The sequence below is a fragment of the Streptomyces ortus genome (assembly GCF_026341275.1).
Taxonomy (GTDB): domain Bacteria; phylum Actinomycetota; class Actinomycetes; order Streptomycetales; family Streptomycetaceae; genus Streptomyces; species Streptomyces ortus.
The window spans coordinates 2,793,791-2,813,401 of record NZ_JAIFZO010000002.1 but is presented as its reverse complement, the minus strand read 5'-3'; the positions used below and the strand labels follow the sequence as shown (position 1 = coordinate 2,813,401).

The 19,611-nt window shown below is 70.8% G+C and carries 19 protein-coding genes; 5 read left to right on the top strand and 14 right to left on the bottom strand.

Translation table 11 applies throughout. The features are described from left to right. The first annotated feature begins 27 nt into the window (after positions 1 to 27). From K3769_RS15650 to K3769_RS15635, 4 genes are all read left to right on the top strand, one after another. The gene (locus tag K3769_RS15650; RefSeq protein ID WP_267027042.1) at positions 28 to 552 is read left to right on the top strand and encodes a PadR family transcriptional regulator; all 525 of its coding nucleotides are present in this window, start codon (positions 28 to 30) and stop codon (positions 550 to 552) included. After that, positions 549 to 1,235, top strand: coding sequence for an ABC transporter ATP-binding protein (locus tag K3769_RS15645; protein ID WP_267027041.1), 687 nt, complete (start codon positions 549 to 551; stop codon positions 1,233 to 1,235). The genes K3769_RS15650 and K3769_RS15645 overlap by 4 nt, the downstream gene beginning before the upstream one ends. Positions 1,236 to 1,318: 83 nt before the next feature. Next, complete coding sequence (locus K3769_RS15640; RefSeq protein ID WP_267031394.1) at positions 1,319 to 3,649, top strand: ABC transporter permease; 2,331 nt, start codon at positions 1,319 to 1,321, stop codon at positions 3,647 to 3,649. A gap of 162 nt (positions 3,650 to 3,811) precedes the next feature. Next, positions 3,812 to 4,345 (top strand): alkyl hydroperoxide reductase, encoded by a 534-nt coding sequence (locus K3769_RS15635; protein ID WP_267027040.1) that lies wholly within the window; start codon positions 3,812 to 3,814, stop codon positions 4,343 to 4,345. A gap of 114 nt (positions 4,346 to 4,459) precedes the next feature. On the opposite strand, the gene K3769_RS15630 is transcribed toward K3769_RS15635, so the two are convergent. The 5 genes from K3769_RS15630 to K3769_RS15610 all read right to left on the bottom strand — a co-directional run bounded on the left by K3769_RS15630 (position 4,460) and on the right by K3769_RS15610 (position 12,197). After that, positions 4,460 to 5,791 (bottom strand): AI-2E family transporter, encoded by a 1,332-nt coding sequence (locus K3769_RS15630; RefSeq protein WP_267027039.1) that lies wholly within the window; start codon positions 5,789 to 5,791, stop codon positions 4,460 to 4,462. 131 nt (positions 5,792 to 5,922) lie between these two features. Beyond that, positions 5,923 to 6,630, bottom strand: a complete 708-nt coding sequence (locus K3769_RS15625; RefSeq protein WP_267027038.1) for an aggregation-promoting factor C-terminal-like domain-containing protein — start codon at positions 6,628 to 6,630, stop codon at positions 5,923 to 5,925. A gap of 436 nt (positions 6,631 to 7,066) precedes the next feature. Next, on the bottom strand, positions 7,067 to 8,392 hold the full coding sequence (gene phoH2, locus K3769_RS15620) for an RNA 5'-3' helicase PhoH2 (protein WP_107020261.1): 1,326 nt from the start codon (positions 8,390 to 8,392) through the stop codon (positions 7,067 to 7,069). 338 nt (positions 8,393 to 8,730) lie between these two features. Then, entirely contained in the window at positions 8,731 to 9,504 is a 774-nt protein-coding gene (locus K3769_RS15615) for an isoprenyl transferase (RefSeq protein WP_267027037.1), read from the bottom strand. 779 nt (positions 9,505 to 10,283) lie between these two features. After that, positions 10,284 to 12,197, bottom strand: coding sequence for a heavy metal translocating P-type ATPase (locus K3769_RS15610; RefSeq protein ID WP_267027036.1), 1,914 nt, complete (start codon positions 12,195 to 12,197; stop codon positions 10,284 to 10,286). Between the two features lie 66 nt (positions 12,198 to 12,263). Here K3769_RS15610 and K3769_RS15605 point away from each other — a divergent pair, with 66 nt between their 5' ends. Then, positions 12,264 to 12,614, top strand: coding sequence for an ArsR/SmtB family transcription factor (locus K3769_RS15605; RefSeq protein ID WP_267027035.1), 351 nt, complete (start codon positions 12,264 to 12,266; stop codon positions 12,612 to 12,614). A 224-nt stretch (positions 12,615 to 12,838) separates the two neighbouring features. Here K3769_RS15605 and K3769_RS15600 read toward each other — a convergent pair whose 3' ends face one another. The 9 genes from K3769_RS15600 to K3769_RS15560 all read right to left on the bottom strand — a co-directional run bounded on the left by K3769_RS15600 (position 12,839) and on the right by K3769_RS15560 (position 19,529). After that, a complete protein-coding gene (locus tag K3769_RS15600; protein WP_267027034.1) occupies positions 12,839 to 13,603 on the bottom strand; it encodes a class I SAM-dependent methyltransferase in 765 nt (254 codons plus the stop codon). Positions 13,604 to 13,655: 52 nt separating this feature from the next. After that, positions 13,656 to 14,183 (bottom strand): GNAT family N-acetyltransferase, encoded by a 528-nt coding sequence (locus K3769_RS15595; RefSeq protein ID WP_267027033.1) that lies wholly within the window; start codon positions 14,181 to 14,183, stop codon positions 13,656 to 13,658. 53 nt (positions 14,184 to 14,236) lie between these two features. Further along, the gene (locus tag K3769_RS15590) at positions 14,237 to 15,118 is read right to left on the bottom strand and encodes an LLM class flavin-dependent oxidoreductase (protein ID WP_267027032.1); all 882 of its coding nucleotides are present in this window, start codon (positions 15,116 to 15,118) and stop codon (positions 14,237 to 14,239) included. A 125-nt stretch (positions 15,119 to 15,243) separates the two neighbouring features. Beyond that, positions 15,244 to 15,873 carry an OmpA family protein gene (locus K3769_RS15585; RefSeq protein WP_372514949.1) on the bottom strand — a complete coding sequence of 210 codons (630 nt, stop codon included), beginning with the start codon at positions 15,871 to 15,873 and terminating at the stop codon, positions 15,244 to 15,246. Beyond that, positions 15,870 to 16,463 (bottom strand): hypothetical protein, encoded by a 594-nt coding sequence (locus tag K3769_RS15580; protein WP_267027030.1) that lies wholly within the window; start codon positions 16,461 to 16,463, stop codon positions 15,870 to 15,872. Before K3769_RS15580 ends, K3769_RS15585 begins: the two co-directional genes overlap by 4 nt. 15 nt (positions 16,464 to 16,478) lie before the next feature. Beyond that, complete coding sequence (locus K3769_RS15575; protein ID WP_267031393.1) at positions 16,479 to 17,084, bottom strand: pilus assembly protein TadG-related protein; 606 nt, start codon at positions 17,082 to 17,084, stop codon at positions 16,479 to 16,481. Continuing rightward, positions 17,081 to 17,317 (bottom strand): hypothetical protein, encoded by a 237-nt coding sequence (locus K3769_RS15570; protein WP_267031760.1) that lies wholly within the window; start codon positions 17,315 to 17,317, stop codon positions 17,081 to 17,083. Before K3769_RS15570 ends, K3769_RS15575 begins: the two co-directional genes overlap by 4 nt. Before the next feature lie 111 nt (positions 17,318 to 17,428). Further along, positions 17,429 to 18,181: a response regulator gene (locus tag K3769_RS15565; RefSeq protein WP_267027029.1), complete on the bottom strand. Its 753-nt coding sequence runs from the start codon at positions 18,179 to 18,181 to the stop codon at positions 17,429 to 17,431. Further along, positions 18,174 to 19,529, bottom strand: a complete 1,356-nt coding sequence (locus tag K3769_RS15560) for a sensor histidine kinase (protein WP_267027028.1) — start codon at positions 19,527 to 19,529, stop codon at positions 18,174 to 18,176. Before K3769_RS15560 ends, K3769_RS15565 begins: the two co-directional genes overlap by 8 nt. Positions 19,530 to 19,611: the final 82 nt, after the last annotated feature.

Sequence of the window (19,611 nt, the reverse complement as noted above, 5' to 3'; positions counted from 1 at the left end):
GTATACGCACTGTGTAGAGTGCTCCGCATGTCCATCGGTCACACGCTCCTAGGACTCCTGGAGTCCGGGCCCCGTCACGGTTACGACCTGAAGCGGGCCTTCGACGAGAAGTTCGGTCACGACCGGCCGCTCCACTACGGCCAGGTCTATTCGACGATGTCCCGGCTGCTGAAGAACGGCCTCGTCGAGGTCAACGGGATAGAGGCGGGCGAGGGCCCCGAGCGCAAGCGGTACGCGATCACCGAGGCCGGCGTCACCGACGTCCAGCGCTGGCTCGCGACCCCGGAGAAGCCCGAGCCCTACCTCCAGTCGACCCTCTACACGAAGGTCGTCCTCGCTCTCCTGACCCACCGCGACGCGTCCGGGATCCTCGACACCCAGCGCTCGGAACACCTGCGCATGATGCGCATCCTCACCGACCGCAAACGCCGGGGCGACCTCGCCGACCAGCTGATCTGCGACCACGCCCTCTTCCACCTCGAAGCCGACCTGCGGTGGCTCGAACTCACCGCGGCCCGCCTGGACAAACTCGCAGAGACGGTGACCCGATGACCCCCGCAGGCTCCCTGCTCGTGGCCCACGACCTGCACAAGGCGTACGGCCCCACCCACGCCCTCGACGGCGCCGAGTTCTCCATCCACCCCGGCGAGGTCGTCGCCGTGATGGGCCCTTCCGGCTCCGGCAAGTCGACCCTCCTGCACTGCCTCGCCGGCATCGTGACCCCCGACTCGGGCTCCATCATCTACAACGGCAGCGAAATGGCGACGATGAACGACTCCCAGCGCAGCGCGCTGCGGCGCTCGCAGTTCGGGTTCGTCTTCCAGTTCGGCCAGCTGGTGCCGGAACTGACCTGCGTGGAGAACGTGGCCCTGCCGCTGCGGCTGAACGGCACCTCCCGCAAGGAGGCCGAGCGCACCGCGCTGGCCTGGATGGAGCGCCTGGAGGTCGACGACCTCGCGGGCAAGCGGCCCGGCGAGGTCTCCGGCGGCCAGGGCCAGCGCGTGGCCGTGGCCCGCTCCCTGGTCACCGGCCCGCGGGTGCTGTTCGCGGACGAACCCACCGGCGCCCTCGACTCGCTCAACGGCGAGCGCGTGATGGAACTGCTCACCGACGCCGCCCGGTCCGCCAACGCCGCCGTCGTCCTCGTCACGCACGAGACCCGGGTCGCGGCCTACTCGGACCGCGAGATCGTCGTACGCGACGGCAAGTCCCGGGACATGGAGCGTGCGATATGAGCGGCCACCCCTCGACCACCGCCGCCCCGCCCGGGGCTCCCCCACAGCCGCCCGCCCGGGACGATCCCAGCCACCACACCCCCATGCTGCGGCAGTGGTCCCGCGACCTCGCCATGGGCATCAAGTTCGCCTTCACCGGCGGGCGCGAGGGCTGGATACGGGTCCTGCTCACCGGTGCCGGCGTCGGGCTCGGCGTGGCGCTGCTGCTGCTCACCACGGCCGTCCCGAGCGCGCTGCAGGCACGGTCCGACCGCGAGTACTCGCGGATGGACCTGCGGATGAGCGGTGTCGAACCGGCCAAGTCCGACAAGACGGTGCTCGTCGCCAACGTCGACACCGAGTTCCACGGCCTGGACGTACGGGGCCGCCAGCTGGAGCCGGAGGGCCCGCGGGCGCCGCTGCCGCCCGGCATCAAGGAGTTCCCCGCGCCGGGCGAGATGATCGTGTCGCCCGCCCTGAAGGAACTGCTGGGCTCCAAGGACGCCGAGCTGCTGCGCGAACGGCTGCCGTACCGCGTCACGGGAACCATCGGTGAGAGCGGCCTGATCGGTTCGGCCGAACTCGCCTACTACGCGGGCGGCCGGAACCTGACCGCGTTCGACGAGGGCTCCAACATCACGCGCCTCGACACCTTCGGTGCGGAGAAGGCCCCCTCGGAGGGGATGAACGACCCGGTCCTTCTCCTGCTCGTCCTCACGGTCTTCGTGGTGCTGCTGACGCCGGTCGGTGTCTTCATCGCCGCCGCCGTACGCTTCGGCGGCGAGCGGCGCGACCGCAGGCTCGCCGCTCTGCGGCTGGTCGGCGCCGACGGCCGGATGACCCGCCGGATCGCCGCGGGCGAGGCACTCGCCGGTGCCGCCCTCGGGCTGGCCTTCGGCATCGGCTTCTTCCTGATCGGCCGCCAGGTCGCCGGCAGCCTGGAACTCTTCGGGATCAGCGTCTTCCCCAGCTATCTCAACCCGACGCCCGCACTCGCCGCCCTGATCGCCGTCGCGGTCCCGGCCGCCGCGGTGGCGGTGACCCTGCTCGCTCTGCGCGGCGTGGTCATCGAGCCGCTCGGCGTGGTGCGCACGGCCAGGCCCGCCCGGCGCCGGCTGTGGTGGCGGCTGCTGCTGCCGCTGGCCGGCCTCGGCCTGCTCGCCCCGATGATCGGCAAGGGCAACAACAACGGCGGCTTCAACGAGTACATGGTGACCAGTGGCGTCATCCTGCTCCTCGTCGGCATCACCGCACTGCTCCCCTGGGTCGTGGAGGCCGTCGTGGCCCGCCTGAACTCGGGCCCGGTCTCCTGGCAACTTGCCGTACGTCGACTGCAGTTGAGCAGTGGCACCGCGGCCCGCATGGTCAACGGCATCGCCGTGGCGGTGGCCGGCGCGATCGCCCTGCAGATGCTGTTCACCGGCGTCCAGAGCGACTACACGCAGTCCACGGGCGAGGATCTGTCGCGCGCCCAGATGGAGGTCTCCGTACCGAAGTCCGTCTCGCTCGCCGACACCCGGACCCAGCTCGCGGAGACCCGCGGTGTGCGCGAGGCCACCGCGATGTCCGACCTCACGCTGAGCGAGAGGGCGAAGAACCCCGAGGCGTCCTACGAGGTCACGGTCGGTGACTGCGCCGCGCTGCGCGAGGTGGCGAAGCTGTCCTCGTGCCGGGAGGGCGACGTGTTCACCATCGAGGGCATCGAGCGCGGCTCGCAGACCCCCGAGTTCGCGAAACCCGGCCGCGAACTCGTCATCGACCCCTCCTACGACGGCGTCAAGGGCGCGGAGGTGGCCTGGACCGTACCGCGCGACATCAGGAAGGTCGCCCCGCGCAAGGATCCGACGGGCTGGGAGCGGGGCGGGTTCCTGTTCACCACGCGCGCGTTGCCCGCCGCCGCGGTCGCGGCGAGCAGCGGCAGGGTCTACCTCAAGCTCGACACGTCGGTCCCGGACGGGCAGGAGCTCGTACGCAACACCGCGGCGAGGATCAGCCCGCTCACGGCGCCCATGTCGTACTCCGCGACGGAACGCTCGGACCGCTTCGACTCCATCCGCACCGGGCTGTTCGTCGGCGCGGCCTGTGTCCTCGCGCTGATCGGGGCGAGCCTGCTGGTCTCGCAGCTGGAGCAGTTGCGCGAGCGCAGGAAACTGCTCTCGGCGCTGGTCGCCTTCGGCACGCGGCGCCGCACGCTGAGCCTGTCGGTCCTGTGGCAGACCGCGGTCCCCGTCGCGCTGGGCCTCGGCCTCGCCCTGGTGGTGGGCCTCACCCTGGGCGCGGTCCTCCTCAAGATGACGAGCACCGCGGTGACGGTGGACTGGCTGAGCGTCCTCGCGATGACGGGCATAGGCGCGGCGGTCGTCCTGGCGGTAACGGCCCTCAGCATCCCCCCGCTACTCCGCCTGATGCGCCCGGACGGCCTCCGCACGGAGTAGCCCTCGGGGCGCGGGGAACGGCGCGAGGGTCAGGCCGTTGGCGGTACGGGTGTGGTGATACCCGTACCGGCAACGGCCTCAGCGTTTCCCTGCTCCATGTTCCATCCACCCTGTGCCACGATCATCCGCGTCCACCCCATGGGAAAGGCCGGTGAGTGACCCATGTCCCTCGACGCGCTGAAGTCCGCGATTCCGGAGTACGCCAAGGACCTGCGGCTGAACCTCGGTTCGGTCATCGGCGACTCCGGCCTTCCGCAGCAGCAGCTGTGGGGCACGGTGCTCGCGTGCGCCATCGCCTCGCGGTCGCCGCGGGTGCTGCGGGAGCTGGAGGAGGAGGCGAACGCGAAGCTGTCGCCCGAGGCGTACACGGCGGCGAAGTCCGCGGCGGCGAAGATGGCGTTGAACAACGTCTTCTTCCGCACGCGGCATCTGCTCTCCGATCCGGCGTACGGGACGTTGCGGGCCGGGCTGCGGATGAACGTCCTCGGTGACCCGGGGGTGGCGAAGGTCGACTTCGAGCTGTGGTCGTTGGCCGTCTCCGCGATCAACGGGTGCGGGGATTGTCTTGACTCGCACGAGCGGGTGCTCCGCGGGGCGGGGGTCGGCCGGGAGACCATTCAGGAGGCGTTCAAGATCGCGGCGGTGGTGCAGGCGGTGGGGGTGACGCTGGACTCCGAGGAGATCCTGGCGGAGTAGCTCCGCGGCTTCTCCCCGCCCCCGCCGCCCCTACCCTCCCCGTCACGTACTCGGGGGCGCTGCCCCCGAACCCCCGGTCGGGAACGGGTAGGGGCGGCGGGGGCGAGGAACGTCCTACGCCGGCGGTGGCGTGTCCTCCGGAGGTGGGGGCGGGGACGCGGCCACCGCCGTTGCCCCGCGGGGCGCCGGCGAGTGCCGCAGCGCCGTCTCACGCGAGTGCGACCGCAAGTACCCCACCACCGTGTTGGCGACCGCGACGAGCGGCACGGCGACCACCGCACCGCCGATCCCCGCCACCATCCCACCCGCCGCCACCGACAGGACGACGGCCAGCGGATGCACCCGCACCGCCCGCCCGAGGATGAACGGCTGCAGGATGTGCCCCTCGATCTGCTGGACGGCCAGCACCACGGCCAGGGTCATGACCGCCGTGAAGACGCCCTGTGTGACGAGGGCGACGACCACCGCGAGCGCGCCGGAGATGACCGCGCCGACCAGCGGGATGAACGCGCCGAGGAAGATGAAGACGGCGAGCGGAACGGCCATCGGGACGTCGAGGAAGAAGATGCCGAGCCCGATGAAGATGGCGTCGATCAGAGCCACTATCACCGTGCCGCGGACATACGCGGTGAGCGTGCGCCAGGCCCGCGGTCCCGCTCCCGCGACCCCCGGACGCGCCGCCGCCGGGACGAGCTTGAGCGTCCACTCCCAGATGCGCTTGCCGTCGTAGAGGAGGAAGAGCGTCGAGAACATCGTGAGGAGGATGCCGGTGAGCGCCTCGACGATGACGGTGACGCCTTCGAGGCCCGCGGACGTGATCTCCTCGGTGTTCGCCCCGACCGCCTCGCGCAGGCTCTTGGCGATGTCCTTGATCTGGTCCTCGGTGACATGGAACGGGCTCTTCAGCAGCCAGCGCTGCAGCTCGTCGATGCCGTCCTGGATCTGGTCGGCGAGGTTGTCGATGTTCTCCAGGACCTGCCAGACCACGAACCACCCGACCAGCCCCATGATGACGAAGCCGAGGATCGCGGTGAGCGCGGTGGCGAGGCCGCGCGGAACCCCGTATCTGCGCAGCCGGGCGACCGTGGGCTGGAGCAGGGCGGTGATCAGCAGCGCGGCGACGAAGGCCAGGACGACCAGTTGTACGGTGCTGATGACGCGCATCAGCACCCATACGGTGCCCGCGAGGACGAGCAGCCGCCAGCCGGCCTCGGCGGCGACCCGCATCCCCCACGGAACCGCGGTGGCGGGATCGGGGCGGACATGGACGACCGGGCCGTCGGGGGACGCCCCGGCGAGGGACGGGGACGAGGCGTCCGTACCGACCGCGTCGTCCTTGTCGAGCTCGTCTTCCTTCTCCGCTGCCGCGCGTCGCGCGTCCAGCCGTTCTCCCACTTCGGTGAGTCCGGCACCGATCCGGCCGAACCACCCTGGTACTCGCGACATGAACCGTCCTCTTCCCCCGTTGCTCCCCACCACTCCTCCCTGGAGTCCCTGGAGACGTCGGCACCGACCGTACATGGCAGAAGCCCCTCACCGTAGGACGGTGAAGGGCTCCGCGAGGTTGAGCCGACGGCTCAGTAGTAGTTGTTGGCCTGCCAGAAGTCCCAGGCCCCGCACGGGCTGCCGTAACGGCCGTCCATGTAGCTCAGGCCCCACTTGATCTGCGTCGCCGGGTTGGTCGCCCAGTCGGCACCGGCCGAGGACATCTTCGAACCCGGCAGGGCCTGCATCAGGCCGTACGCATCGGAGGTGGGGTTGTCGGCCTGGTAGTTCCAGCTGGACTCGTGGTCGACGATCCGGCTGAAGCAGGCGAACTGGTCCGCCGGGACGAGCTGGCGGGCCATCTCCTGGACCTCGGCGGCGGTGTACGACGCCTTCACGGTGAAGCTGGAGGCGTCGCGCGTGGCGGAGCGGCTGGCGACCTTCTCGGCCTCCTTGCGCTCCTTCGCCTCCTTCTCGGCCTTCTCCGCGGCTTCCGCGGCCTTCTGCTTGGCGACCGCGTCCTTGGCCGCCTGCTTGCGCGCGGCTGCCTCGGCGTCCTTCTTGGCTGTCGCGTCAGCCGCGATGGCCTGGGAGTCGGCCTGCTGAGTCAGAGAGGCGGTCTGCACCTGCGCCTGCGCGCCCGCGGGTATGTCCGCGAGGAGCGTGGCGCCGCTCGCCGTTGCCTCGGCGTCATCGCTCGCCGATGCGGTGCTGCCCGAGGCAACACCCGTAACAGCGCCGACAGCGGTGACTGCGGTGGCCGAGGCCACTGCGAGCCCACGGACCGAAATCCGGCTCACACGGTTTCCTTCCAGCATCGACCGCTACAGGTGACCCTCGCGGACGCAATCTTGCCCCTTGACACTGGCCTCCCAACTGCGGGGTCACGGGAGGCACGGGCCCGATGGGCAACTCCCCTGCGGGGAGCGCCGCTTGGTGCGCGGGCGGCATACGACGGCGTTATGGAGTTCTGAGGTTTTTGCTGTGCTGTGCCGCTGGGGGTACAGGTGTGTCGTATGCGGGGCCTGACAGGAGTGAGACTCTGCCGTACCCCGGCGCCGGGAGGCAATTCTGTGCTGAGTGTGAAAGCTCACACCTCGTTTGCCTCAGAAGTTTTTCGGAAACGAGCGCGCACGACGACGCCGCCCGGCTAGGCTCTTCGCCTTTGCCGGACGGCGCCAACTGCCGTGCGGCCACCATCCGTCGGACAGACGGGACGGGTGGTGGCAGGTGGGATCAGATCTGCCCGTCCTCCAGCATTTCGGTCACAAGGGCGGCAATCTGGGACCGCTCGGAGCGGGTGAGGGTGACGTGCGCGAAGAGCGGATGCCCCTTCAGTTTCTCGACGACGGCCACCACTCCGTCGTACCGCCCGACCCTGAGGTTGTCCCGCTGGGCCACGTCATGGGTCAGGATGACCCGTGAATTCGAGCCGATTCGGGACAGAACGGTCAACAGGACGTTCCGTTCCAGGGATTGTGCCTCGTCCACGATCACGAACGCGTCGTGCAGGGAACGGCCGCGGATGTGCGTGAGCGGCAGGACCTCCAGCATGCCGCGCGCGGTGATCTCCTCGATGACCTCGCGGCTGGTGACCGCGGACAGCGTGTCGAAGACCGCCTGCGCCCAGGGGCCCATCTTCTCGGACTCGGAACCGGGCAGATAGCCCAGCTCCTGCCCGCCGACCGCGTACAGCGGCCGGAAGACCATCACCTTCTGGTGCTGGCGCCGTTCGAGCACGGCCTCCAGGCCCGCGCACAGGGCGAGCGCCGACTTCCCGGTGCCGGCCCGCCCGCCCATCGACACGATCCCGATGTCCGGGTCGAGCAGCAGATCCAGCGCGATGCGCTGCTCCGCGCTGCGGCCCTTGATGCCGAAGGCCTCCCGGTCACCGCGTACGAGCCGGACGTTGCCCTCGGCCGTCACACGTCCCAGCGCCTTGCCGCGCTCGGACTGGATCATCAGACCCGTGTGGACGGGGAAGTCGGACGCCTCGGGGACGTACAGGCTCTCCTGGTCGAAGAGGAGGTCCACCTGCTCGCCGGAGAGCGTCAGTTCGGACATTCCGGTCCAGCCGGACGAGCCCGTGATGGCTAGTTCCGCCCGGTACTCCTCGGCGAGGAGCCCGACCGAGGAGGCCTTGATCCGCAGCGGGAGGTCCTTCGACACGACCGTGACGTCGAAACCCTCCGCCTGCAGATTGCGGGCGACCGCGAGAATGCGGGAGTCGTTGTCCCCGAGGCGATAGCCGCTCGGCAGCACGCTGGGGTCCGAGTGATTGAGCTCGACACGGACCGTCCCGCCCAACTCCCCCGTGGGGATGGGGGCGTCGAGGCGGCCGTATTTCACCCGGAACTCGTCGAGCAGACGCAGGGCCTGCCGGGCGAAGTAGCCCAGTTCGGGATGGTGCCGCTTGGCCTCCAATTCCGTGACCACGACGATCGGCAGCACTACTTCGTGCTCGTCGAAGCGGTTCATGGCGTGCGGGTCGGCCAGCAGGACGCTGGTGTCGAGAACATAGGTGCGCCGGTCTGGCATACGGCGCTTTGTGCTGGTCACCACGGAAGGACGTACCCCCTCGGATGAGGTCGGGGAGCGACGGAGGAGAGGTGGACCGGTTTTCGGCACCGATGCACGGGCCGTGAACCGGCCCTCCGCCTCGTCCGTACTGACCGCACGGTCGCGCTGGTGCAAAGGGCCTCCCGGGCGGACGGCCCCGTGCCGTCCGCTGAGATCCGACACCCGTGGTTCGGGCGTCGACCTGGAGGCTTTATGCCCTCGAACGAGCCATGCCATGCCAGCACACAGGACGGCGCCCTGGTGAACTCCTCATTACTTCCACCCCAAAGGACCAGTCCCCGGTCCCGCGGCGGCCCCCGGCGGCGGGGCCGCCCGGTCCCTCATCCGCCGTAGCGCCGGTGGCGGGCCGCGTAGTCGCGCAGGGCGCGCAGGAAGTCGACCTTGCGGAAGGCCGGCCAGAAGACCTCGCAGAAGTAGTACTCCGAGTGGGCCGTCTGCCAGAGCATGAATCCGGACAGCCGCTGCTCGCCGCTCGTGCGGATCACGAGGTCGGGGTCGGGCTGGTCGCTGGTGTAGAGGTGCTTGCCGATCATGTCGACGCTGACGTCCTCGGCGAGCTTCTCCAGCGAGGTGCCCTTGTCGGCGTGGTCGAGGATCATCGAGCGCACGGCGTCGGCGATCTCCTGCCGGCCGCCGTAGCCGATCGCGACGTTGACCAGTATTCCGTCGACGTGCGCGGTGGACTCCTCGGCCTCCTTCAGGACGCTCTGCATCCGCGAGGGCAGGATGTCGGGCGTGCCGACATGGTGCACGCGCCAGCGGCCGTCGGCGGCGAGGGAACTCACGACGTTCTCGATGATGCCGAGCAGCGGTACGAGTTCTTCCTCCGGGCGGTCGAAGTTGTCCGTGGACAACAGCCAGAGGGTGACGACCTCGACGTCGGTCTCGGAGCACCAGCCGAGGAATTCCTCGATCTTGTGCGCTCCGGCCCGGTGCCCCTGGGCGGCGGTGCTGCCGGCGGCCTTCGCCCAGCGCCGGTTGCCGTCCATGATGACCCCGATGTGCTTGGGCACCTGGTCGTGGTCAAGGTGGCCTTCCACCCTGCGTGCATAGAACCTGACCAGCAAGCGGCGCAGGTTGTCGCGCAGGTTCACGTTTTCGTCAGCCCCTCCGTGCAGATGGCAGTCCCCGAGGGCGACACCCTACCCCCGCCGGAGCGCCCTTCCCCCTAGGGGTACAAGGCCTCCCGGCCGGTGGGCGGGCCCTGCGCGGACCGGGCGTGGACCGAGGGTGGACCCGACACGGGCCGGTGTGCGGGACGGAAGCGAGGGCGTCCGGTTCGGCACGTCTGCGACTGCCGGGCATACGCCCGGCGCATGTCGGGGCAGAAAAAACGGGCCGGTCCGTGGGGGGGAGACGGACCGGCCCGAGGGGGGGTTTCCACCATAACCCTTCGTAAGTGATGTCGCGCGCATCGGCGTGCCACAACTACTCTCCGGAGTCGTCCGACAACGCCTGAGTGGGAGCGGAATCGTTCATTCAGTGGCAGATCATGGCCGATTCCCAGCGAATTCAAAGGAGATCGGGGAGAATTCGAAGAGAACCAGAGGGTTCGCACGAGGATATGGGGCATTGGACCATCCGCCTCGGACGTACGCCCCAAGAGTGACGTGGCCGGGGCCGACGACCGCCTCCACCCCGGAAATCAAGGGGAGTGGCGGGCACCGCGCAGCCCCCTCCGCCGCGCGATGCCGAACCGCGCAGCTTTGCTGACGCGAATTGCCTTGGTCCGAACTTACGGGACCCCGGAGAGCGGAATGAGCCAATCGGCATAACGATGTGGAAACTCTGTGTACGTTTCAGGGATTTTTGCGGCGGCCTCCGCCTGGCCCGGGAAGCGGCCGGTCCTTTTCGCGGGCCAGGCGGGTAGGGGCTACTCGCGCCAGGCACTCTCCCGGAGCAGGCGCAGGCCGTTGAGTCCGACCAGGATCGTGGAGCCCTCGTGGCCCGCGACGCCGAGAGGCAGCGGCAGGTGGCCCGCCAGGTCCCAGACGACGAGGACGCCGATGAACGCCCCCGCCAGACACAGGTTCTGGACGACCAGCCGGCGGGCGCGGCGGGAGAGCGCGACCGCCTTGGGGACGGCGGTGAGGTCGTCGTGGACCAGTACGGCGTCCGCGGTCTCCAGGGCCAGGTCCGAACCGGCCCGGCCCATCGCGATGCCGGTGTGGGCGGCGGCCAGGGCAGGGGCGTCGTTCACCCCGTCGCCGACGAACAGCACCCGGCCGCCCAGGTCCCGTACCGCTTCGGCCTTCTCGTGCGGGAGGAGGCCGGCGCGTACGCCGTCGGCGGGGATGCCGGTCCGCTCGGCGACGGAGTGGGCGGCCCGGGGGCTGTCGCCGGTGAGGAGGACGGGCGGGGCGGCGGTGAGGCGGTTCAGCGCGGTGACGGCCCCGGGGGCGCCGGGGCGGATCCGGTCGGCGAGGAGCAGCCAGCCCGCGCGTACGCCGTCCACGCGCACCACGACCGCCGTGCCGTCGGTGTCGGGGGCCGCCGCTCCCCCGCCGAGACGCTCGGGCGAACCGACCGTCACCTCGCGTCCGGCCACGGTCGCGGTGACCCCGTACCCGGGCGCGGACCGGAAGTCGTACGCCTCCTCATGCGTCGCGGTGCGCGGAAGATCCTGCGCGGCGGCCACGATCGCGCGGGCCAGCGGGTGTTCGCTGCGGTGTTCGGCACGGGCCGCGAGGGAGAGCAACTCGTGCTCCGGGAAGCCGGGTCCGGGCTCCGGGAGGATCTTGGTGAGGTGGGGGGTGCCCTCGGTGAGCGTGCCGGTCTTGTCGTAGGCGATCCGGTCGGTTCGGCCGAGGCGTTCCATGACGACGGCGGACTTGATGAGCACGCCATGGCGGCCCGCGTTGGCGATGGCCGACAGGAGCGGCGGCATCGTCGCCAGGACCACCGCGCACGGCGAGGCGACGATCATGAAGGTCATCGCGCGCAGGAGCGCTCCGGTGAGGTCCGCGCCGAAGGCGAGCGGGACCGCGAAGACGAGGACGGTCGCGGCCACCATGCCGAGCGCGTAGCGGTGTTCGATCCGCTCGACGAAGAGCTGCGTCGGCGCCTTCGTGCGGGACGCCTCCTCGACGAGGGCGACGACCCGCGCGATGACCGTGTCGGAGGGGTCGCGTTCGACGCGGACGCGCAGAGCTCCGGTGCCGTTCAGGGTCCCGGCGAAGACCTCGTCGCCGACCGCCTTCGGTACGGGCAGGGGTTCGCCGGTGATGGTCGCCTGGTCGAGGTCGCTCGCGCCGTCGAGGACGCGGCCGTCGGCCCCGACGCGCTCACCGGGGCGTACGAGGATCACGTCGCCGATGGCGAGAGCACCCGCCTCGACGGTCTCCTCCGCCTCTCCCGGCGTGCCGCTCACGGGGCGCAGCCGGGTGGCCGTCGGGGGTGCCAGACCGAGGAGGCCGCGGACGCTGTCCTCGGTGCGGGCGGTGGCCAGGGCCTCCATCGCGCCCGAGGTGGCGAAGATGACGATGAGCAGCGCGCCGTCCATGATCTGGCCGATCGAGGCCGCGCCGAGCGCCGCGACGATCATCAGCAGGTCGACGTCGAGGGTCTTCGCGCGGAGCGCCCTGAGCCCTTCGAGCGCGGGCTCCCAGCCGCCGGCCAGGTAGGCGGCGGCGTACAGCGGGCCCCACAGCCAGGCGGTCGCGCCGAGCAGCTGGCAGGGGAGCGCGAGCAGGAAGGCCGCCGTGGAGACGGCGGCCCAACGGGCTTCGGGCAGGGCGAGGAGACGGGTGTCGGCGGGCTGCACGGGCGCCACCATACAGGAACACATGAATACATCTTCATTTGTGCCGATGGATTCGGGCAGTCGGGGCGGGCGCCTCGCTACGATGGCGGCATGGGGCATGGAGTCGATGCGAAGAGCAGCGTCCGCGACCGTCTGGACGCCGTCGGCGCCGCGGACGTCGCGGCGACGCTCCAGGCCCTGGCCACGCCGTCCCGGCTGCGCATCCTGGCGCGCCTGCGGGAGGGCCCGTGCGCGGTCGGCGAACTCGCCGAGGCGGCGGACCTGGAACAGTCGGCGTGCTCCCACCAGTTGCGGCTGCTGCGGAACCTGGGGCTCGTCGCCGGGGAGCGGCGCGGACGGTCGATCGTGTACGCGCTGTACGACCACCATGTGGCGGAGCTGCTGGAGCAGGCGCTGCACCACGTGGAGCATCTGCGGCTGGGACTGCGGGACGAGGCGTGACCGCCTGAAGTCGGGGCGGGCGGCGGCGCCGGCGGGCGGGTAGGGGGCGGCGGTCAGGCGGCCGGCGATCAGGCGTCAGGCGTCAGGCGTCAGGCGTCAGGCGTCAGGCGGCGAAGGTTGGCGGCGGTGAGACAGCAGGCGGGCGGCAGCTGGCAGTCAGGCAGCGGACGGGCGGCAGCCAGGGGGCGGCGGCCGACGGTCAGGCGGCGGGTGGGCGGCGGCCGTCAGGCGGCGGGTGGGCGGCGGGCCTCGATGAGGTGGCGGGTGCTGTGGGCGACGAACGGGCCCCGCGCCTCGATCCGCTCGTGCAGGCGCACGAGTCGGGCCCGGTACCGGTCGACGGTGAAGCCGGGCACCATCCACACCACCTTCCGCAGGAAGTGCACGACGGCCCCGATGTCGTGGAACTCCATCCGCAACCGCGCCGTCCGCAGGTCGACGATCCGCAGGCCGGCGGCCTCGGCGGCGGCGCGCTCGCGGTCGGGATGGCGGTCGCCGCACGCGGCTGCCGGCTGCGGGCCGAGGAAGTACTCGATGATCTCGAAGGCGCTGCCGGGGCCCACGTGCTGGGCGAAGTACGTGCCACCCGGCCGGAGGACGCGGGCGATCTCCGTCCAGTGCGGCGTCACCGGGTGCCGGCTCACGACGAGGTCGAAGGCGTGGTCGCCGAACGGCAGCGGGGCGTCCTCCGGCGCGGCGACGACGACCGCGCCGAGCGGATGGAGCAGGGCGGTGGCCTTGGCGACGTTCGGGGCCCAGCCCTCGGTGGCGACGGTGAGCCTCGGCAGCTTCCGCGCGGAGGCCAGCACTTCGCCGCCGCCGGTCTGGATGTCGAGAGCGGCGTCCGCGTGGGCCAGCCGCTCCGCCATGGCTCGCGCGTAGCCCCAGGCGGGACGTTCCTCGGTGGCCCGCCCCTCGAACCACGAGAAGTCCCACCCGTCGGTGGGGACGGCCTCGGCCTCGGCGACGAGCTCAGGGAAGGACCTCATCGGGCGATGGTGGCAGGAGGGGCGTGCGGGGCGCGACGGATTTACTGCCGGGCTACCCCGGAGCGGGGGCCGGGGCCGCGTCGAGTACGAGGAGGGTGTGGACGTCGTCGCCGTGCCGGACCGTGCCCGCGGGGCGGAAGCCGTGCCGTTCCAGGAGGCGGACCGAGGCGGTGTTCCCGGGGAAGGGGTCGGCGTACAGGGGGCGGACTCCCTCCTCGCGGAGGAAGAGGCCGAGGGCCTCGGTGCCGATGCCCCTGCCCCAGTAGGGGCGGCCGAGCCAGTAGCCGGTGAAGCGCCGGTCCTCGCGCGTGGCCTCGTCCGCCTCCCACCAGGCGACGATGTTGCCGGCCGGGGCGTCGTCCACGTCGACCGTCCGGGCGCGGACGGTGGGGTCGCCGAGGATGCGGGTCCTCCAGTGCGTCATGAAGCGCTCGCGGGACCGGGCGGGGAACCGTGACCGCCGGGTCGCCTCGGGGTCCTGCTCGTACGCGAAGAAGGCCGGCAGGTCGGTGTCCCGTACAGGACGCAGCCGTACGCGTGCGGTGGTCGGGGCGGGCTGTGCGTGCGCGTCGTCGCTCATGCCGGGGCAGTCTGGCACCGGCCACTGACAATCGGGACGGCGGACTTCCGGACTCAGGGGACGAGGGGGCGTACCTCCTCGGCGGTGAAGCGGACGAAGCCCTCGGGGTCCGGCTCGTCGGCGGTGGGCTGGAGGATGACGGTGTCGGCGCCGGCGTCCGTGAGGCGCCGCACCGCCTTGGCGACGTCGGCGGCGTCCCCGGCGACACCCAGGTCCGGTACCGACGCCACGCCCTCGGCACGCTGCTCGGCCTGGAGGCGGGCGGCGGCATCGGGCCCGGTGGCGGTGAGGAGGTAGACGACGACGGTGTGCGGGGTGTCGGCGCCGGTACGGGAGGCCGACGCGCGCCCCTCGTCGATGAGCCGGCGGGCTTCCCGCACCCCCTCGGGCGAGGTGTTGGCGGTGAGGATGGTGCCGTCCGCGGCTTCCCCCGAGAGCTTGAGGGAACGGGGCCCGGTGGCACCGGCGAGGATCGGCACCGGCGCCGGCGGAGGCCAGTCGAGGGCGACGGCGTCGAGCTTCACGTACCGGCCCTCGGTGGAGACGCGTTCGCCGGCGAGCAGTGCGCGCAGGGCCGTGAGGTACTCGCGCAGGAGCGTCATCGGCGACTCGGCGCGGGCCCCGACCTGGCCCATCCAGTCCTGCACGCCGTGTCCGACGCCGAGGACGGGCCGCCCCGGGAAGAGCCGGTGCAGGGTGGCGGCCTCCATGGCGGTGACGGCCACGTTGCGCAGCGGCACGGGGAGGAGGCCGACGCCCACGCGGAGCCGGTCGGTCCACGCGAGGGCCGCGGCCGCCGCGGAGATGCCGCCTTCGAGGAAGCAGTCCTCCCAGAGCCAGAGCTCCTCCAGCCCGGCGTCGTCCGCGGCACGGGCCAGGTCACGCAGTCGCTCCGGGGGCAGTTGAGGCCGAAAGACAGCACCGAGTGTGGTCATGCGTTGTTCCTGCCCCGGTCGGGACGGCCTTCAACCCGTTCACCGGATCACTCCGAAGGTGCCCTCGCCGTGGACGGCGACGATGAGCCGGCGCTCCCCCAGCACCTGGCCGGCGCGACGCGCCCTCACCCCTCCTTCGGGAACGTGACCTCCACTCGGCGGTTCTTGCGGCGGCCCTGTTCCGAGGTGTTGTCGGCGATCGGGTAGTCCTCGCTGTAGCCGCGGACCACGAAGGTGACGTTCAGTCCGCCGAGGTTCGAGGCCAGTTCCTCGTGGACGACCTCCGCCCGCCGCTTGGAGAGGGTGAGGCCGTGGGCGTACGAGCCGAGGTTGTCCGTGAAGCCGAAGACGCGGACGTTCGTGGCGTTCTGGGACTTGATCTCGGTCGCGATCGCCGCGATGCGGGCGCTGGCCTCCGGGTTGAGCTTCGAGCTGTCCTTCGGGAAGAGGACCTCCGCCTGGAGCGCGAACGTCACGTTCTCGTTCGTGTCCTCGCGCCGTTCCTCCCCGCCGAGGTCCTCGACGACCGACTTGATGTCGAGCACCCGCGCGGCGGCGAGCGTGGCGCCGTCGGCCAGCTTCAGTCCCGGGCTGTTCGCGTCGACCTCGGGGGGCTGGGACGTGGTGACGCTGCCGGGCGGCTCGCTCGGGTCCTCGTCGTCGGCGTGGGCCGAGGTCAGCGGCGTCATGAAGACGAGGGTCGTGAGGGCGGTGAGGGTGATCGACGCGGTGCGGAGGGTGAGGGGCATGGTCATTCGCCCTCGGAGATCTCTACGGAGGCGGGGGGCATCGACCCGACCTGGAAGGAGACCTTGGTGGTGTCTTCGGGTGGGGCGGGGAACTGGGCGTACCACTCGGCCGTTTCCCCCGACTTCACGCCGCCGACAAAGCGCGTGCAGAGGCACCGGCCTTCAGTGTCGCGGAGGATGAGGTATTTCTTCTTACCCGTCTGGTCGACCAGGCTCGCGCCGGCGACGGAGGAGGCGTTCTGTCGCAACTCGTTCTCGTCGCCGCGCCAGTCCGCGGCCACGAACAGCCTTGAACCGTTGTTGGTGACAGTGCCGGACACGGTCAGGAAGCCTCCCTCGTCACGCACTGCCGACGTGATGGCGAGCGAGATGTCCCCCTGCTTAGACTCCGCGAGCACCTGGTTCTCCGCCGGTGCCTTCGACTCCTCGTCCTTGCCGCCGTCGTTGCTCCTGCCGGACGCTGACGATGACGTGGCCTTGTCGGGCTTGTCGTCGTCCCCACTTCCCCCGCAGCCGGCCACCGTGAGGACCAGCCCAGTCGTGATCGCCACGGCGGTCAGTACCGTGCGGCCCTTCTTGGTGCGCCGAATGTTCATCGGTACGGCTTCCTTTCACTCGGCCAGTTGCACAGAGAACAGCACGGACGCGTCGGGAAGGTCGTCCAAATCGAAATCTTCGGGGTCGATTTCCACAGGTTCGCCGTCACAATCCAGTTCGACGACGTCTTTCGGATCGTCGGGTACGTCGAAGTCGCAGCGAGGCTTGATGACGGCTGCGGCATCGGCGTTCGCCTGCATGCCCTCCGTGCCCGGAATGATGGAGTCCCCGACCGTGTAGTTGGTCTGGATCTCCACCTGGTATCCGGGGTAACCGGCCGCCGTATAAATGCCGAATCCCGTTACGGTCGCGTCGTTCTCGGCGGCCAGTTCACCGGCCGCGGCCGCGGCACCGGCGCCGTCGAATCCATCACCGTCCAGCCAGTCCAGCCAGTCGTCCTCCGTGCCGATGGCTCCCCCCAGGCCTTCGATCAGCTCGTCCCTGGAGTCCTGTGCCGCAGCCAACGCGGCGGCGTCCGCCGCGGACTGTGCTCCGTTCCGGGCGGACGCCGCCTGGGCGAACGCGAAGAAGGCGAACGCGGCGAACAGCAGAATCCCCGTAAGCCAGATGGAGATGGGGAGTGTCGACCCTCGGTCACTGCGGAAGCCGGGTCGGGTCAGCCACCTCCGACGACATCCGCGACCGCGTCGCCGATCGCTCCTGAGATCTGTCCGTCCAGGCCGAGCCCGTCGATCAGCGTGAAGATTCCGGCGATGAGGATCATCAGGCCTGCGTACTCGACGAACCCCGCCCCCGCGTCCCGGTCCCGGCCGTGCATCCGGGCGGAGACGGTCCGCGCCCAGGCCGTCAACGCCTGCTCCACGCCCACTGCCGCCCTCAGCTTCCAGTTCATCACCATCACGTCCCCTTCCCTCCCGCCCAAAACCACTACCGTCCCGCGCACCGTACGTGAGAATCCGCCTACTGCGGGTGGGTCCAGGGGCCCAACTTCTTCCGGTCGGAGTCAACGGTTCCCCCCCCCGTGGGCCGTACCCAGCCAGCAGGCGATCGCTTCGCTGCGCGAGGAACTGTGCAGCTTCGCGAAGATGCGGTTGATGTGATTCTTCACCGTCTTCTCGCTGATGAAGCACGTGGCGGCGATCTGCTGGTTGCTCATGCCGGCCGCGATGAGATCCATGACCTCCACCTCCCGTGAACTCAGGTCGTGGTACAGGCGGTTGTGGCCGCGGCGGTGGAGTCCCGTCGCGTAGGCGGGGCGAGCCCTCCACGACTGTGCCACAACCGATTGCAGCTGCGAAGTGCTTTGGTTCGGTTCGTACGAAGCACCGAGCGAATCCGAGACAGCGACGGCCGACGCGGTGAAGGCCGGCAGCCCGTCACGCAGGTTGCGTACCGCTGTGATCAGTTCGTCCGCGGTGAACTCGCCGTGCACCAGATAGCCGGCCGCGCCCCGGCGCAACGCCCCGGCCACCACCTCGGGTTCACGGCTGTACGTCAGCATCATCACCGGAGCGAGCCGGGCCAGCGGGGGAAGGGCGGTCAGGCCGTCGGTGCCGGGCATCCGTACGTCCAGGAGGATCACGTCCGGGCGGTGGCGGGTCGCGGCGGTGATCGCCTCCTCGCCGTTCGACGCCTGGGTCACGACCCGGATGTCGGGGTGGGCGTTCAGCAGGGCCGTGAGACCGGCCCGGACCACCGGATTGTCGTCGGCCACCAGCACGCGCAGGAGCGGGCCGGGAAGTGCCTGGTCAGGCATGTGCGGCCTCCTCTTGAGGAGAGTGTGCGGGAGGTTCGGGGACGGTGGAGGCGAGGGGGACGGTCAGTGTGACCTCCGTGCCTCCGGGTGCGGTGCTGTGCAGCCGGAGCTCCGCGGCCACCGACGCCGCCCGTTCCAGCATGCCGAGCAGGCCGAAATGGCCGGTATTCGCCAGGGCGTCCACGTCGTCCAGGGATACGGCCGTGCCCGCGCCGTCGTCCCGCACCGTCAGGCGCAGGGCGGACCGCGAGCACTCCAGCGTCACTCGTACGTGCGTCGCGTTCGCGTGACGGTGGGCGTTCTCCAGCGCCTCCGAGGCGATCGCCAGGAGTTGGCGGGGCGCAGATGGGGGGAGGGTGGGTGTCGGGGTGGCCAGGGCCAGGGTCGGGGTCGGGGTCGGCAGGTGGGTGAAGGTGGCCTCTATGCCCGTACGGGCGGTGAAGTCCCCGACCCTCGATGCCAGTTCCGTCACCACGTCCGTCGGCGGGGTGGACATCGCCGTGTGAGCCCGCAGGTCAGACAGGAGTTCTCTGGATTCCGTCGCCGCCCGGCGTGCCGCTCCCGCCACCGCGGTCGCCTGGGACTTGAGGGTCCGGGAGTCCGTCCCGCTGTCCGCCGCCACGGCCAGCGCCTCCGCCGACAGGGCGAGGCCGTGCAGGGTCTTCGCCACGGAGTCGTGCATCTCCCTGGCCAGGCGGGCGCGTTCGGACTCGACGGCCTCCGCCACCGCCAGGCGGGAGTTCGCCTCCGCGAGGGCCTGGCCTGCCGTGCCGAAGCGGAACATCAGGTTGCGCAGGGTGACCCCGATGACGCCCGCCGCGACGCAGAAACCCGCGATCAGGAGCGTGCTCGCGCCGGCGCCCGGACGGTGTTCCCACGCCCTGAACACAGTGAGCAGGACGACGAGCTGCAGTCCCGTGAAGACTCCGGAGCCGCGCCAGCCGTACAGCAGGCCCGACAGGAGCGGGGTGCAGACCGCCGCGTACGCGAGGGGGGACGCGGGGGACGCCGTCAGCAGGAGTACCGCGCCGGAGAACAGGTCCACCGCCATCAGGGTCGGGTGGGCCAGGAGCTGGGGGGCGCATCTGTCCCAGTCCCTGAGCATGGCGTACGAGCCCATCACGCCGAGGACCGCGGCGGTGAGGACGGCGTGGCGGGGGAAGCCGTCTGTGGCGTTCGCCGTCGCGAAGGGGGCGCCAATCGCGATCAGGGCCAGGCGGATCGCGAAGGCCTGCCGGCAGAGGGCCTGCAGGGCGTTGAGCTGGAGGCGGATGCTGCCGGGCGCTGCCGCGTCGTCGGCGAAGTAGCCGGTGCCGCCGGTGAGGAGGGGGGTTCGCCGGGTACGCATGCGGGCGCGGGTGCGGGTATGGATGCGGGTGCCTCGGGGCTGGGCCCGCCCATGGCGACGTGCCCGGCGCAGCGCCGTCCCG